This window comes from Aeromonas sp. R10-1 (assembly GCF_040908465.1).
In the GTDB taxonomy this organism is placed as follows: Bacteria; Pseudomonadota; Gammaproteobacteria; order Enterobacterales; family Aeromonadaceae; genus Aeromonas; species Aeromonas caviae.
Genome location: NZ_JBFODT010000023.1, coordinates 23,526 through 38,282 on the forward strand (window position 1 = coordinate 23,526; position 14,757 = coordinate 38,282).

Here is a 14,757-nt window from a genome sequence, read left to right on the forward strand (position 1 = left end):
TCGCTCCCCTGGCTCCGTCAACGTGACGACGGGCCGGGTTTTGCACTGGATAATCCCCTTTCAGGCCAAGTGGGTGGCGAGGGACCCTGCTTCGTCAGCCGGCGTGAGGGGAGGTGTTCTTTGCGAAGTGTGCAAGATTGCAATGGATCCTAAGTAACATGGGTGGAAATTAACTTGGCTTCGAAGTTTCAAAACAGATTGGTGGGGACCGTCATCCTGGTCGCCCTAGTGGTCATCTTTCTGCCGGACCTGATGGACGGCAACAAGCTGGAGCAAAAGGACGAGGCCTTCGCCAAGATCCCCCTGCGTCCGGAGCTGGAGCCCGCCAAACCTGCGCTTCAGGTCTCGGCGGCGAGCACCCTGCCGGCCGAGCATCTGGCGAGTCAGCAGCAGGCCTCTGCCGCGACCCAGTGGCAGGTAGAGGAGATTGGCGATACCGTGACCCTGGCCAATCAGGGGGGAGCCAATCCAGCGGGAGCCAGTCAGGCGCCCATCACCCAGCAGCAGCCGGTACAGGCCGTGGCGCAACCCAAGCCCCAGCCCAAACCCGAGCCCAAGCCGGAAGTGATCGCCAAGAAACCGGTGGAGCAGCCCAAACCCAAGCCGGTGCCAACCAAGCCGGTAGAGGTGCAAAAACCGGTGGAGGCCAAGCCACAGGCGGGCCAGATCAAGACCATGGATGATCTCATCGCGAGCAAGATGGCCCAGCCGACTACGGTACCGGCAGCAGCAGCCCCGGCTCAGGGGAGCTGGATCCTGCAGCTCGGCGCCTTCAAGAATGCAGACAGCGTCAATGCCCTGGTGAGCAAGCTGAGGGCGGCGGGCTACTCGGCCCAGACGTCGCCGAGAACCCCGGTGCAGGGGCAGATCAACCGGGTCTTCATCGGGCCGGATGTCTCCAAGGCCAAGTTGCAGGGCATGCAGAGCCGGATCAGCCAGATGACAGGCTTGAGCGGCTCCGTGGTGGCCTACAACCCCTGACAGCATGATGAAATGAAAAGACCGCGCCTCATGGCAACATGGGCGCGGTCTTTTTTTGTGTCCAACACGGGAGAGGCTGTGTGGCTATCGGGCTGCCGAGGAGGCCTAGATACACTTCACCGGCTTGGGGAGGCCTGCGATCTTGGTGGCTTGTTTGGCGGGGCCTTCCGGGAACAACTTGTAGAGGTAGCGGCTGTTGCCCTTCTCCGGGCCGTACTGCTTTTCCATCGCCTTGACCAGGGCGCGGATGGCGGGGGAGGTGTTGAACTCCAGATAGAAGGCCCGCACGAAACGCACCACTTCCCAATGCGGATCCTCCAGCACTATCCCCTCTTTCTCGGCCAGCACCAGGGCCAGCGCCTCGCTCCATTGCTCGCTGTGGCGCAGATAGCCCTGGGCATCGGTCTCGATGAGTTGGCCGTTGAACTGCAAATGATGTGGCTCGGACATGACGCTTCCTCGAAAAGGCTATCTCAATGGGGCGGGCATGGTAGCGCCTTGCGTCCCGTCCGGCAACCGGGGCGGCGCTTGGCGCCTGCCTCGGGCGGGATAGGCCCGGCGGCTATGTCCGGCTATGTCCGGCTAGGTCCGGCCCTGATCTGTCAGCAACTGGCCGTCGTTGGCCAGCACCAACAGCTCGTCTGCCAACTGGCTGATGAGGGAGAGCTGCTGGCTCAGCATCAGCTGCTCCTCGCTGCTCTCCGGAGCAATGGCTGGACAGGCTCCCGCGAGCGGCGTCGGCATCTGCCCCGCCAGGTGATCGGCGGCCTGCTCCAGGGTCTGGCTGATGTGGCGGCTTATCTCCTCCAGCCCCTCGATGGGCTCGAGTTTGTCGCGATGGGCCCCGAGCGCCGAGATATAGGAGAGCAGGGCATGGTTGCGCCAGGTGAGAGTGAAGCAGAGATCCAGGAAGCGGCGGCGCTTGCTCGGCTCCACCAGCATGCTCTGCCAGGCCATGGCCAGCTCGCTGTCGGCGAGGTGGGCACACTTGCGGGCCACCCGGTAGTCCAGGGATTCATCCCGTTGGCGATGCAGGCTGGAAAGTACCGCCGAGAGGTACTTCGCATTGGCGGACAGGGAGTTGGCGATAAGGGTCGGCAACCGCTTGTATTGCCAGTCGGGCCAGAGCCAGGCCACCAGGGCGTAGGAGAGCAGGCAGCCGAGCAGGGTATCGAGCAGGCGGGGTCCCAGGATGGCGAAGCCGATGCCATCCAGCAGGTTGAACGCCATCAGCACGTAGAGGGTGATGAAGCAGACGGCGGCGCTGTAGTTGCTGCGCACCTGGGTGAAAAACAGGAAGGCGGCAAGCCCCATGATCCCCAGTTGCAGGTGCAGCTCGGGGAAGAACCAGAGCACGGGCACGCCGATGAGGATACCGGCGAAGGTGCCGAGCATCCGCTGCACCAGGCGACGGCGGGTGGCGCTGTAGCTCGGCTGGCAGACGAACAATACGGTGAGCAGGATCCAGTACCCCTTGTCCAGGTGAAACGCCTGCAGAATGCCATAGCCCACGACCAGCCCGAGGGAGAGCCGCAAGGCATGGCGAAACACCATGGAGTTCGGTGTCAGGTGCTGCCTGAGCAATGCCAGCAGGGGCAGGGCGACCGGCCGTGCCAGGGGAGGCAGGCTGGTGGGCGGTGCGGCGGGGTTTTGCAGCTCTTCGGCGCTTTGCAGCAACTGGTTGATGCTGGCCAGGTTGCGACGCAGGAACTTCATCGGTGTCAGCAGGGTCTTGGGGTAGTGCTGCTTGAGGTGGGTGAACTCCAGCTGATCGCCGAGGGCCTCCAGGGTCCAGTGAATGCGTTTGTGGTGGGTGTAGGGCTTGTGCACCAGGATGGCGTAGCCAAGCTGCTGACAGGCGTCGGCAAGCTGTGACAGCACCTCCTGGAAGCCGTCGAGGACGATGCCCTGCTTGAGCTCGGCTTCCAGCTTGCTGTAGGGGTAGTGGCTGGAGGTGGCCCGCTCCTGGATCTCCAGGGCAAGCAGGTATAGGCGCAGCAGGCCCGCGAGCTCGGGGGCAACCCCGTGGCGGCCGGGGGCATGAAGACGGGCATTGAGCGCCGTCTTGGCCTGGTTCAGGGCATTGACCAGGTTGATGTTGAGCTGGGCCAGATTGTGGCGGATGGCCTGGGCGCCGTGTTCGTCGGCCGGGAAGAAGCGGGATTTCTCCTGCAAGTAGCGGGCGAGGGCGAAGTAGCTCTGGGCCAGTTGCTCGTGCAGGGTCTTGTAGGGCAGCAGCCAGAGCCAGACCAGGGACACCAGGCCGTACCAGAGGGCCCCGGCGCACAGGGCCAGCGGCTGATAGAAGAGATCCGGCGCCTTGGCGGCCCCCAGCATGGTGTAGATGGCAATCAGCAGGGAACCGAAGCTGATGGTGGCGTAGCGTTGGCCGAGGGCACCCACCATGACGAAGATAAAGGTGGAGCCCGCGAGCCCGATGGCAAAGAGCCAAGGAGTGGGGAAGAGATACTGCACGCACAATGAGGCGAACAGGAAGCAGAGCAGGGTCATGGCGAGGTTCTTGACCCGGCCCCAGAGGCTGTCGTCGGTCTCGGCGATGGCGCCGGCCACCACCCCGAGGGAGAGCAGCACGGTGAGCTGGATGTCACCGGTTGCCAGCGCGAAGGCGAGCAGCCCCGCGATGGCGAGCAGGACCTTGAGGGCGAAATAGATGTGGCTGTCGGTCAGCAGACGGCGTAATAAACCTGAGAAGTCCATGGGCATGGGATGAAGGCAACCCTTGAGCGAAACGAAAGCAACAGCATAACCCGTCGATAACGAAACGGCCCTGATTTGGATCAGGGCCACTTCGCTTCATATCCTTGATTTGCAACTTATCCTGACAGAAATGGGCGCCAATAAAAACCCCGCCGAAGCGGGGTCTTGTGCATCTTAAGCATCCATCAGTTACGGTTGCCGCCAAGCAGGCTCAGCAGGCTCAGGAAGATGTTGTAGATGGAGACATACAGGGTGACGGTGGCAGAGATGTAGTTGGTCTCGCCGCCGCGCACGATCTGCTGGGTGGTCAGCAGGATGGCGCCGGAGGAGAAGAGCATGAACATGGCGGACAGGGCCAGGCTCAGGGCGCTCATCTGCAGGAAGATGTTGGCGACCATGGCTACCAGCAGTACCCAGAACCCGACGAACAGCATGCCGCCGAGGAAGGAGAGGTCCCGCTTGGTGGTCAGGGCATAGGCAGACAGGCCGAAGAAAGTGAGCGCTGTACCGCCCAGCGCCGTCATCACGATCTCGCCGCCGCCGTTGTTCATGTACATGTTGATGATGGGGCCGAGGCTATAGCCCAGCAGGCCGGTCAGGGCGAAGGTGAACACCAGCCCCATGCCGTTGTCACGGTTCTTCTCGGTCAGGAACATCAGGCCGTAGACACCGATGAGGAACACGGCCCAGTGCAGGGGCGGCATGTTCATGACGGTTGCTACCCCGGCTACCACGGCTGAGAAGCCAAGAGTGAGGGAGAGCAGCATGTAGGTGTTGCGCAGCACCTTGTTGGTGTCGCGCACGGCACCCTGGGTGCCAGTGTAGATAGAACGGGTATCCATCTTGATGTCCTCTTGATTTCCGGGGTGAAGCGACCAGTTGTGCTTCGCTAACGCATTGTATGCACTGAATGTGTGGATGACGAGCGCTGATTTCAAGCGCCACCCCACCTGCGTGGTCCCTACTATCCCAGAGCAAAGATGTATTGCGCATGAACAAGGAGGCTCAAGGCGTTGCAGAGGGCGCCTGTTCCTGCTCTTTACCCTGTCTGGCGATCCGCGTCGGCGAGAAGCCGAACTGCTTTCTAAACGCCGTGATGAAATTGGCCACATGGTCATAGCCGGCGTGGGCGGCGGCGCCTTGCAGAGAGAGGCTGCGCGCCTCCAGCCTGGCCCGCGCTTCTTGCAGCTTTCGCTGGCGAAGGTAGCGCTGCAGGCTCATGCCCAGCTCTTTTTTTGCGGCTCGCTGCAAGGTGGAGACGCTCATGCCGAGGGTGGCTGCGATCTCGGTCAGGGTCATCTCGTCCACTTTTTCATCCCTGAGCAGCATCTTGAGGCGCGTCGGTTGCTCGTTCTGGCGCTGGCAACAGGGGGAGGCGGCCTGCTGGAGGTGGGTCATCAGGCTCTCCCAGACACTGAGGGCAAAGGCCTTGCGCATCAGCATCTCGGAGGCGTTCTGGCTGCTGGTGAGATTGAGCGCTTCCGCAATCTGTCCAAGGGCAGCGGGCAGGGTCCAGTCGACGCGGCTCAGATGGCGGCTGAAGGTCTGTGCGAAAGCCTTGCGATGCGCCTGTGCCAGGTTGTGGGCGAGCCAGGTGTGGTCCAGGGAGAGGACGATGCTGCGGCTGCGCACCTGGGCTTTGGCCGCCCCCTGCACGATGTCGGGCTCGGTATAGAGGATGGCGGTTGCCACTATGGGGTCGGACTCGTGGAAGCGACACCCTTTGAGCCTGTGAGTGGCGCCATAGGTCATCAGGGCCCGGCTCTCGAGGGGAATGGCGATGATCAACTGCGGCGGCAACTCCCGCTCGGTGGCGAAGTCTGCCTTGTGAACGATGTCCTTGTTGTGAAAGTGAAGACCCTCTTGGATCACCAGGTTCTCCACCCTGCCGGTGAAGCGCCCCCGCTGGCGTGCGCTGGTATCCCTTGCCACTGTGTCAGTCATGTGCAATTTGACCATGTCGAAGAGTGAAATGACCACACCGCAAAACTGCGGCGGAAGATGGAGTGATATATTAGCCCCCGGAAAATCAAATGAAAATGATTATCATCTCTATCTTGGGGTCACTCTTACTATGGTTGTCTTGAAGGATAAAGCGCGAAGCCCGCTGGCTCTGGCCATCTCTGCCGCTCTGGCCGTCACCGTTGCCGCCCCGGCAGGGGCACACACACCGGACATCAAGCCGGACGAAACCCTGGTCGTCTATGGCAATCCACTCTACGGGATGTCGCCGTCGGAGGAGACGGGAGGCTATGGGGTCGACTCGGCCACCGTCGGCACCAAGACGCCGGCGGCCCTCAAAGACATCCCCCAGTCGATCACCGTGTTGACCAACGACTACATCGAGGAGCGCAACTTCGTGGCGGTGGACGATCTGGCCAAGTTCACGCCGGGTCTGCGCACCCTGGTCAATGACAGCGGTCGCTCCTCCATTTTCTCCCGTGGCTATGAGTACGACGAAGTGAACCTCAACGGCCTGCCATCGCCCATGCAGAGCAAGTACGGCACCCTGCCGTCGCTGGCGGCGGTGGATCGGGTGGAGATCATGCGGGGCCCCTCCGGCCTCTTCAACAGCACCAGCGAGCTGGGGGGCGTGATCAACATGGTGCTCAAGCGTCCGACCGACGCCTTCAAGGGCTCGGTCACGGCGCGCTATGGCAGCTGGGACAGGCATTACCTGGAGGCTGACATGGGGGGCGCACTCAACGACGAGGGTTCCCTGCGCGGCCGCGTCGTGGTGGCCAACGCCGACATCAAGAACCAGGTGGACTACAACAACAACGACAACGGTACCTACTACGGCACCCTGGAGTTCGACCTCTCGGATCGCACCCGCCTCTCCGTCTACGCCCTGCACCAGACCAAGGACATCCTGCCCACCAACGGCCTGCCGGCGTACAAGGACGGCTCCCTGCTCGACATCGGCCGCAGCACCTACCTGGGGTCGGCTGAAGACTTCTTCGACGCCGACACCACGGATGTGGGGGCCTCGCTGCAACACGCCTTCGCCAACGGCGGGGTGGGTCAGGTCTCGGCCCGCTACATGGATCACGACATGCGGCTGGAGCAGACCTTCACCAACGGCCCCGTGGACGCGGCGGGCAACACCGGGCTGATGTTCAACGGCCAGGGGAACCAGCAGAAGAACATGGCCTTCGATGCCAACTACAGTCAGATGTTCGATCTGCTGGGGCACAAGAGCGAGTTTGTGCTGGGCTCCGACTACAAGCGCTACGAGTCGGACATCCAGACCTACACCAACCGCAACCTCGGCAAGATCAATGTGTTCGATTTCGACCCGACCCGGGTCGCCAAGCCGGACTACAGCTACACCAAGAATGACCATGAGGAGCAGTCGGAGCTCGGTCTGTATGGCAAGGTGACCTGGCGGCTGATGGAGCCGCTGGCGGTGATCACCGGGGCCCGCGTCTCCTGGTACGATCTGGATGCCGTCAGCACGACCCTGAGTTCCGGAGCCCAGAGTGGCGAGTCCAGTGCGTTCAACGGCAAGCTCACCCCCTACGCGGGGGCCGTCTATGACCTGAGCGACGAACACGCCTGGTATGCCAGCTATTCCAAGGTGTTCAAGCCCCAGACCAGCCAGGACGAGAGCGGCAACCTGCTCAAGCCCCGGGAGGGCAGCCAGTGGGAAACCGGCATCAAGTCCTCGCTGCGTGACGGCCTGCTCAACACCCGGGCGGCCCTCTTCCTGATGAAGGACGACAACATCGCGGCCCAGGCCTACGACGATCAGGGCATTGCCATCACCAACACCTACTGGGCTACCGGCAAGGTGGAGACGCAAGGGGTGGAGCTGGAGGCGAGCGGCTATTTCAGCCAGAACTGGATGGTGATGGCCGGCTATACCTTCACCGACATCGAGGAGAAGGCCGGGGATCACAACCCGAAATTCGACACCATCCCCCGTCACGCCCTCTCACTCTGGACCGACTACCACCTGGCCGACTGGGTGCAGGGGCTGCACCTCGGGGCAGGCATGACGGCGGTGAGCGACTACGGCTTCAACCAGAAGGGGGTCGAGACCCATCAGGGGGGCTATGCCCTGTTCGATGCGGCGGTGCGTTACGAGATCAACGACAGAATGCAGGCGACCCTGAACCTCTACAACCTGCTCGACCGGGAGTACTTCTACCGGGTCGGCTCCACCAGCACCTTCAACATGTACGGCGAGCCGGCGAACCTGATGGCAGGCTTCACCTACAAGCTGTAACGACCGACGACAGCAGGGTCTGCGGGCCCTGTTGTCGTCTCTGTGCGCCGCCCTACGGGGGATCCCCAAGGCTGGCGACACAATCCTGGTTCATCTCATGACAAGACTCATCACCCTGCTGCTCACCATGATCACACTCTCTTCTGCCCAGGCAGACATGCTCCACTACGCACAGCGCTTCACCCACCATTCGGCCCTGCTGGGGGAGACGCGGCAATACAGCGTCTCCCTGCCCCAGGAATATGAACGCGAGCCCGGGGCTCGGTTCCCCGTGCTCTATCTGCTCGACGGGGAGAAGAGCCTGCTGGAGGTTGTCGGCATCACCCGGGCCCTGCGGGCCGGGCTCAATCCGGCTATCCCCCCCCTCATCATCGTCGCGGTCCACAACACCGACCGGATGCGGGATTACACCCCGAGCCACACCATGACCTTGCCAAATGGGGCACCGGCGGGGCCCGGCTATGCCGTGACGGGGGGCGGGCCCCGGTTCCTGCGCTATCTGAGTGAGGAGCTGCGCCCCCTCATCGAGGAGAGGTTTCGGACCCGGGCGCCGGCCCTGCTGGTGGGCCACTCCCTCGGCGGCCTGCTGGCGCTCGATGCACAGGCGCAAGATAGCGGCCAGTTCCAGGGAGTGATCGCCATCGACGCCAGCCTCTGGTTCGATTACCCCCGCAATTACGAGCGCATCGCGTCGGAGTTGACCGGGCCGCTCAAGCACGCCTCCTCGCTGTTCATGGCGGTGGCCAACAACCCCTTCACCCCGGGATTCGGGCGCTCGGCGTTTCACCGGGATCGCCTGCAGCAGTTTGCGCGGCAGGTAGTGGGGACACCCGGCGCAAACCTGCACGTCACCAGCCGCTACTTCGAGGAGGAGGATCATCACAGCGTCTACCACCCCGCCGTCTATCAGGGACTCCAGTGGCTGTTTCAGGGCTACCGGATGGATCTGGCGCCCGGGCACTTCAGCCGACAGGGGGTGATCGCCCGCTTTGATGCCCTGAACCGCCACCTCGGCAGCGCACTGCGCCCGGAGCTGGGGAGCCTGCGGGACATCAGGGAGAAGGCCGCGCGCTGGCCGCAGATGGCGATCTCCGTGGACGAGGCCGATGCCCTGCTGACCCACTACTACGGGTCGAAGCCGTGAAAAGCCGATATTTTTGCCTGTGTCTGGAATCGTCACAACGGCGCCGGAGACGGGTGTCGGTCCGGCGCCATCCCTGGGTAGACTGCCGAAACGAGGGGGCGCCGGGTCGGTGCCCCGACAGAGGCAGGGAGTGAGCGATGGCGGTTGCAGGAAAGAGGGGAGGCATGCTGGCTCTGTGGTGCGGCGCACTCCTGATGTCGGGGTGCAGTGGGTTTGCGCCTGCGCCCATTCCCGTCACCTATCTGAGTCAGGATCCGCCCCCAGGCAGGCTGCCCCTTGGGGAGACCGCCTATGTGGATGACGGTCGCTGCCCACCAGGGCAGGTCAAGCGGCTCATCGGCGGGGACGCGAAGCACAATGTGCCAAGAAAGGTGGAGTGTGTGGCAAGACCGCAATGATGATGTGATTTTCACAGCCTGAAACATCCCAAAAAGAGCCCTGAGGCAGTCGCCTTGGGGCTCTTTTCGTCTGGCTGGCCTGGTCGGTGTGATGCCGCAGCGGGCTAGAAGACATCTCCAGGGACCCGCACCCAGCCTTCCATCAGGATGCGGGCGGAGCGGGACATCACCGCCTTGGTGACCGTCCACTGTCCCGCTACCTGCTCTGCCTGGGCTCCGACTCTCAGGGTGCCGGAGGGGTGACCAAAGCGCACCGCTTCGCGCTCGCCGCCCCCGGCGGCCAGATTGACGAGGGTGCCGGGAATGGCCGCCGCCGTGCCGATGGCCACGGCGCAGGTGCCCATCATGGCGTGGTGCAGCTTGCCCATGGAGAGGGCCCGCACCAGCAGATCGATCTCGCCAGCAATAATCTCCTTGCCGCTGGCGGTGCGGTAATCCTTGGCGGGTGCGACGAAGGCAATTTTCGGGGTGTGCTGGCGAATGGCCGCCTCTTCGGGGCGCTTGATGAGCCCCATGCGCAGGGCACCGGCAACCCGGATCGCCTCGAAACGGGCGAGCGCTTGCGGGTCTGTGTTGATCGCCTCGCGCAGCTCGGTGCCCTCATAACCAATGTCCTCGGCGTTGACGAACACCGTGGGGATGCCTGCGCTGATCAGGGTGGCTTTCAGTACGCCGCTCTTTACAACAGACGCGGGTACCTCCAGATCGTCCACCAGATTGCCGGTGGGGAAGAGGGCGCCGCCGTCTTCACCCTCGTCGGACGGGTCGAGAAACTCCAGCACGATCTCGGCGGCGGGGAAGGTCACCCCGTCCAGCTCGAAATCGCCTGTCTCCTGCACCTGGCCGTTCGTCACCGGCACGTGGGCGAGGATGGTCTTGTCGATATTGGCCTGCCAGATCCGCACCTCGCAGGTGCCGTGCTCCGGGATGCGGGACGGGTCCACCAGGCCGGCGTGGATGGCGAAGGCCCCGGCGCCGGTGGAGAGGTTGCCGCAGTTGCCGCTCCAGTCCACGAATGCCTTGTCGATGGCGACCTGGCCGTAGAGGTAGTCCACGTCGTGATCGGGTTGCTGGCTTTTGGAGAGGATCACGCACTTGGCTGTGGAGGAGGTGGCCCCCCCCATGCCGTCCATGTGGGCGCCGTAGGGGTCGGGGCTGCCGATGACCCGCAGGAAGAAGGCATCCCGTGCCGGGCCCGGCTGCTGGCAGCGCTCGGGCAGGTCAGATAAGCGAAAGAAGACCCCCTTGCTGGTGCCGCCGCGAAGGTAGGTGGCCGGAATTCTGACTTGTGGTATGTGGGCCATAGAGAGTGTCCTGAAAAGAGTCATAGATCCTGCTCCCTCTGGGAGAAGGTGCCCGAAGGGCGGATGAGGAGACTTTCCCCTCATCCCAACCCTCTCCCAAAGAGAGAGGGTGCCTTATGCCTCCCCCTTTTTCAAAGGGGCGGGGTTGCGATTTAGCTTGCGGCCTTTTGCGCGGTCGACGCCAGGAAATCCTGGGCGAAGCGTTGCAGCACGCCGCCTGCCTCATAGACCGAGACCTCCTCGGCGGTGTCGAGGCGGCAGGTCATGGGCACCTGGATCACTTCGCCGCTGCGACGGCGGATCACCAGAGTGAGATCGGTGCGCGGCTGGCGCTCCCCCACCACGTCATAGGTCTCGGTGCCATCGAGGCTCAACGTGAGGCGGGTGGTGCCCGGTTTGAACTCGAGCGGCAACACCCCCATGCCGATGAGGTTGGTGCGGTGAATGCGCTCGAAGCCTTCCGCCGCGATCACCTCCACCCCCGCCAGCCGCACCCCCTTGGCCGCCCAGTCACGGGACGAGCCCTGACCGTAGTCGGCGCCGGCGACGATGATGAGCGGCTGCTTGCGCGCCATGTAGGTTTCGATGGCTTCCCACATCCGCATCACCCGGCCTTCCGGCTCGACCCGGGCCAAGGAGCCCTTCTGCACCATGCCGTTCACCACCGCCATCTCGTTGACTAGCTGGGGGTTGGCGAAGGTGGCGCGCTGGGCGGTCAGATGATCGCCGCGGTGGGTGGCGTAGGAGTTGAAGTCCTCCTCCGGCAGGCCCATCTTCGCCAGGTATTCCCCCGCCGCGCTGCCGGGCAGGATGGCGTTGGAAGGGGAGAGGTGGTCTGTGGTGATGTTGTCCGGCAACAGCGCCAGGGGCTGCATGCCGCGCAGGGTGCGCTCGCCCGCCAGTGCCCCCTCCCAGTAAGGCGGGCGACGGATATAGGTGCTCTGCGGACGCCAGTCGTACAGGGGCGTCACCTTGGGACCCTGATCCTCTTCCTGGGTGAACATGGGGATATAGACCTGGCGGAACTGGGACGGCTTGACCGACGCCTTGACCACGGCGTCGATCTCTTCATCCGACGGCCAGATGTCTTTGAGGCGAATTTCCTTGCCGTCCACCACCCCCAGCACATCTTTTTCAATGTCGAAACGGATGGTGCCGGCGATGGCGTAGGCCACCACCAGGGGTGGCGAGGCGAGAAACGCCTGCTTGGCATAGGGATGGATGCGGCCGTCGAAGTTGCGATTGCCCGACAGCACCGCCGTGGCGTAGAGGTCCCGCTCGATGATCTCCTGCTGGATGGCGGGATCCAGGGCACCGGACATGCCGTTGCAGGTGGTGCAGGCAAACGCCACGACGCCGAAGCCGAGCTGTGCCAGCTCATCCATCAGCCCCGCCTCTTTCAGGTAAAGCGCGACTGTCTTGGATCCGGGGGCCAGGGACGACTTGACCCAGGGCTTGCGCACCAGACCGAGTTTGTTGGCATTGCGGGCCAGGAGGCCTGCGGCAATCACGTTGCGCGGGTTGCTGGTGTTGGTGCAACTGGTGATGGCGGCGATGATGACGGCGCCATCGGGCAAGAGGCCATCCGCCTCCTGGGCGCGGGCCTTGTCCAGATCCACCGCGATGCCCTGCGTGGCAAGTTCGGTCACCGGCAGGCGGCGATGGGGGTTGGAGGGGCCGGCCAGGGTGCGCACCACGCTCGACAAGTCAAAGTGCAGCACCCGCTCGTACTGGGCGCCCGCCAGGGCATCGGCCCAGAGACCGGCCTCCCTGGCATAGGTTTCCACCAGCCTGACCTGCTCGTCGTCACGGCCGGTGAGCTTGAGGTAGTCGAGGGTCTGCTGGTCGATGAAGAACATGGCCGCGGTAGCACCATACTCCGGCGCCATGTTGGAGATGGTGGCCCGATCGCCGAGGGTGAGGGCGGCGGCGCCCTCGCCACGAAACTCCAGGTAGGCGCCGACTACCTTCTGCTGGCGCAGGAATTCGGTGAGCGACAGCACCAGGTCCGTGGCGGTGATGCCGGGTTGCGGCTTGCCGGAGAGCTCCACGCCGACGATCGAAGGCAGCCGCATCCAGGAGGCGCGCCCCAGCATCACGTTCTCGGCTTCCAGCCCACCCACCCCCACCGCGATGACGCCGAGGGCATCCACGTGGGGGGTGTGGCTGTCGGTGCCGACGCAGGTATCCGGGTAGGCCAGACCGCGATCGGCGTGGATGACGGGGGACATCTTCTCCAGGTTGATCTGGTGCATGATGCCGTTGCCGGGCGGGATCACCTCGATGTTCTTGAACGCCTGCTTGGTCCAGTTGATGAAGTGGAAGCGATCCTCGTTGCGGCGATCCTCGATGGCGCGATTCTTCTCGAACGCCTGGGGGTCAAAGCCGCCGCACTCCACGGCGAGGGAATGGTCGACGATGAGCTGCACCGGCACCACGGGGTTGACCTGGGCGGGATCTCCCCCCTGCTCGGCGATGGCGTCGCGAAGGCCCGCGAGGTCCACCAGGGCGGTCTGACCCAGGATGTCGTGACACACCACCCGCGCCGGGAACCAGGGGAAGTCGCGATCGCGCTTGTTGTGCACTATCTGGCCGAGGCACTCGCCGAGGATGGCCGGATCGCATTTGCGAACCAGGTTCTCGGCGTGGACGCGGGCGGTGTAGGAGAGCCTGTCCCAGGCGCCGGGGGCGATGGCGTTGACCGCCTCCCTGGCATCGAAGTAGTCGAGCGCCGTGCCGGGCAGGGGCTTGCGATATTGCGTGTTTATCATCACTTGCGCTCCTTGAGCGGCACGAACCTGAGATTTTCCGGGCCGACGTAGTTGGCGCTCGGGCGGATGATCTTGCCGTCGATGCGCTGCTCGATGACATGGGCGGACCAGCCTGAGGTGCGGGCGATGACGAACAGCGGGGTGAACATGGCGGTGGGCACCCCCATCATGTGGTAGCTGACGGCGCTGAACCAGTCGAGGTTCGGGAACATCTTCTTGGCCTCCCACATGGTGGACTCCAGCCGCTCGGCGATGTCGAACATCTTGGTGTTGTGCTGCTCCTGGCTGAGGGCGCGGGCCACCTCCTTGATCACCTTGTTGCGGGGATCGGAGACGGTGTAGACCGGGTGGCCGAAGCCGATGACCACCTCCTTCTTCTCGATGCGGGCACGAATGTCGGCCTCCGCCTCGTCCGGATTCTCGTAGCGCTTCTGGATCTCGAAAGCCACCTCGTTGGCACCGCCGTGTTTGGGCCCGCGCAGGGCGCCGATGGCCCCCGTGATGCAGGAGAACATGTCCGAACCGGTGCCTGCGATGACGCGGCCGGTGAAGGTGGAGGCGTTGAACTCGTGCTCGGCGTAGAGGATGAGGGAGGTGTGCATGGCGCGAACCCAGGAGTCGCGTGGCTTGTGCCCGTGCAGCAGGTGCAGGAAGTGGCCGCCGATGGAGTCGTCGTCGGTCTCCACATGGATGCGTTTACCGTTGTGACTGAAGTGGTACCAGTAGAGCAACACGGAGCCGAGACAGGCCATCAGCTTGTCGGCGATGTCGCGGGCGCCCGGGTGGTTGTGATCGTCCTTCTCCGGCGACAGGCACCCCAGCACGGAGACGGCGGTGCGCATCACGTCCATGGGGTGGGCGGAGGGAGGCAACTGCTCCAGGGCGGTCCTGACCCCGGTGGGCAGGCCGCGCAGGGCCTTGAGCTTGGCCTTGTAGGCGGCGAGCTCCGCCACATTGGGCAGGTGGCCGTGCACCAGCAGGTGGGCTATCTCTTCAAACTCGCAGCTGGTGGCTACGTCCAGGATGTCGTAGCCACGGTAGTGCAGATCGTTGCCGCTGAGGCCCACGGTGCACAGAGCGGTATTGCCGGCGGCGGTGCCGGAAAGGGCGACGGATTTCTTCGGCTTGAAGCCGGTGGTTTCGGGCAGGGCGCTCATCACATGTTTCCTCATTCAGTCCGTTGATGCGCCAGCCGCCAGCATAAGGCGGC

Annotated in this window: 11 protein-coding genes; 4 read left to right on the forward strand and 7 right to left on the reverse strand. The window is 63.8% G+C overall.

The genetic code is table 11. The annotated features are described in order from the left end of the window. Nucleotides 1-174 precede the first annotated feature (174 nt). The gene (gene dedD, locus AB5Y93_RS10505; RefSeq protein WP_368229294.1) at nucleotides 175-981 is read left to right on the forward strand and encodes a cell division protein DedD; all 807 of its coding nucleotides are present in this window, start codon (nucleotides 175-177) and stop codon (nucleotides 979-981) included. A 105-nt stretch (nucleotides 982-1,086) separates the two neighbouring features. Here the strand turns inward: dedD and AB5Y93_RS10510 are convergent, their stop codons facing one another. From AB5Y93_RS10510 to AB5Y93_RS10525, 4 genes are all read right to left on the reverse strand, one after another. After that, a complete protein-coding gene (locus AB5Y93_RS10510) occupies nucleotides 1,087-1,431 on the reverse strand; it encodes a TusE/DsrC/DsvC family sulfur relay protein (RefSeq protein ID WP_039038798.1) in 345 nt (114 codons plus the stop codon). Nucleotides 1,432-1,563: 132 nt separating this feature from the next. Beyond that, a complete protein-coding gene (gene yccS / locus AB5Y93_RS10515) occupies nucleotides 1,564-3,705 on the reverse strand; it encodes a YccS family putative transporter (protein ID WP_279989147.1) in 2,142 nt (713 codons plus the stop codon). 179 nt (nucleotides 3,706-3,884) lie between these two features. Then, nucleotides 3,885-4,541: a Bax inhibitor-1/YccA family protein gene (locus tag AB5Y93_RS10520; RefSeq protein ID WP_010675134.1), complete on the reverse strand. Its 657-nt coding sequence runs from the start codon at nucleotides 4,539-4,541 to the stop codon at nucleotides 3,885-3,887. A 163-nt stretch (nucleotides 4,542-4,704) separates the two neighbouring features. Then, a complete protein-coding gene (locus AB5Y93_RS10525) occupies nucleotides 4,705-5,643 on the reverse strand; it encodes a helix-turn-helix transcriptional regulator (protein WP_368229295.1) in 939 nt (312 codons plus the stop codon). 130 nt (nucleotides 5,644-5,773) lie between these two features. Here AB5Y93_RS10525 and AB5Y93_RS10530 point away from each other — a divergent pair, with 130 nt between their 5' ends. The 3 genes from AB5Y93_RS10530 to AB5Y93_RS10540 all read left to right on the forward strand — a co-directional run bounded on the left by AB5Y93_RS10530 (nucleotide 5,774) and on the right by AB5Y93_RS10540 (nucleotide 9,472). After that, nucleotides 5,774-7,930, forward strand: a complete 2,157-nt coding sequence (locus AB5Y93_RS10530; protein WP_368229296.1) for a TonB-dependent siderophore receptor — start codon at nucleotides 5,774-5,776, stop codon at nucleotides 7,928-7,930. 97 nt (nucleotides 7,931-8,027) lie between these two features. Continuing rightward, a complete protein-coding gene (locus tag AB5Y93_RS10535) occupies nucleotides 8,028-9,074 on the forward strand; it encodes an alpha/beta hydrolase (RefSeq protein ID WP_368229297.1) in 1,047 nt (348 codons plus the stop codon). 194 nt (nucleotides 9,075-9,268) lie between these two features. Beyond that, nucleotides 9,269-9,472, forward strand: a complete 204-nt coding sequence (locus AB5Y93_RS10540) for a DUF6719 family protein (protein ID WP_353933824.1) — start codon at nucleotides 9,269-9,271, stop codon at nucleotides 9,470-9,472. Nucleotides 9,473-9,576: 104 nt separating this feature from the next. Here the strand turns inward: AB5Y93_RS10540 and prpF are convergent, their stop codons facing one another. The 3 genes from prpF to prpC all read right to left on the reverse strand — a co-directional run bounded on the left by prpF (nucleotide 9,577) and on the right by prpC (nucleotide 14,704). After that, entirely contained in the window at nucleotides 9,577-10,776 is a 1,200-nt protein-coding gene (gene prpF, locus AB5Y93_RS10545; RefSeq protein ID WP_368229298.1) for a 2-methylaconitate cis-trans isomerase PrpF, read from the reverse strand. Between the two features lie 152 nt (nucleotides 10,777-10,928). Next, a complete protein-coding gene (gene acnD, locus AB5Y93_RS10550) occupies nucleotides 10,929-13,547 on the reverse strand; it encodes a Fe/S-dependent 2-methylisocitrate dehydratase AcnD (RefSeq protein ID WP_368229299.1) in 2,619 nt (872 codons plus the stop codon). Next, nucleotides 13,547-14,704, reverse strand: a complete 1,158-nt coding sequence (gene prpC, locus AB5Y93_RS10555; protein WP_368229300.1) for a 2-methylcitrate synthase — start codon at nucleotides 14,702-14,704, stop codon at nucleotides 13,547-13,549. Before prpC ends, acnD begins: the two co-directional genes overlap by 1 nt. Nucleotides 14,705-14,757: the final 53 nt, after the last annotated feature.

Coding starts and splice junctions, on each gene's coding strand:
- AB5Y93_RS10510 (WP_039038798.1), bottom strand. CDS start 1,431: ATGTCCGAGCCACATCATTTGCAGTTCAACGGCCAACTCATCGAGACC.
- yccS (WP_279989147.1), bottom strand. CDS start 3,705: ATGCCCATGGACTTCTCAGGTTTATTACGCCGTCTGCTGACCGACAGC.
- AB5Y93_RS10520 (WP_010675134.1), bottom strand. CDS start 4,541: ATGGATACCCGTTCTATCTACACTGGCACCCAGGGTGCCGTGCGCGAC.
- AB5Y93_RS10525 (WP_368229295.1), bottom strand. CDS start 5,643: ATGACTGACACAGTGGCAAGGGATACCAGCGCACGCCAGCGGGGGCGC.
- AB5Y93_RS10530 (WP_368229296.1), top strand. CDS start 5,774: ATGGTTGTCTTGAAGGATAAAGCGCGAAGCCCGCTGGCTCTGGCCATC.
- AB5Y93_RS10535 (WP_368229297.1), top strand. CDS start 8,028: ATGACAAGACTCATCACCCTGCTGCTCACCATGATCACACTCTCTTCT.
- AB5Y93_RS10540 (WP_353933824.1), top strand. CDS start 9,269: ATGTCGGGGTGCAGTGGGTTTGCGCCTGCGCCCATTCCCGTCACCTAT.
- prpF (WP_368229298.1), bottom strand. CDS start 10,776: ATGGCCCACATACCACAAGTCAGAATTCCGGCCACCTACCTTCGCGGC.
- acnD (WP_368229299.1), bottom strand. CDS start 13,547: ATGATAAACACGCAATATCGCAAGCCCCTGCCCGGCACGGCGCTCGAC.
- prpC (WP_368229300.1), bottom strand. CDS start 14,704: ATGAGCGCCCTGCCCGAAACCACCGGCTTCAAGCCGAAGAAATCCGTC.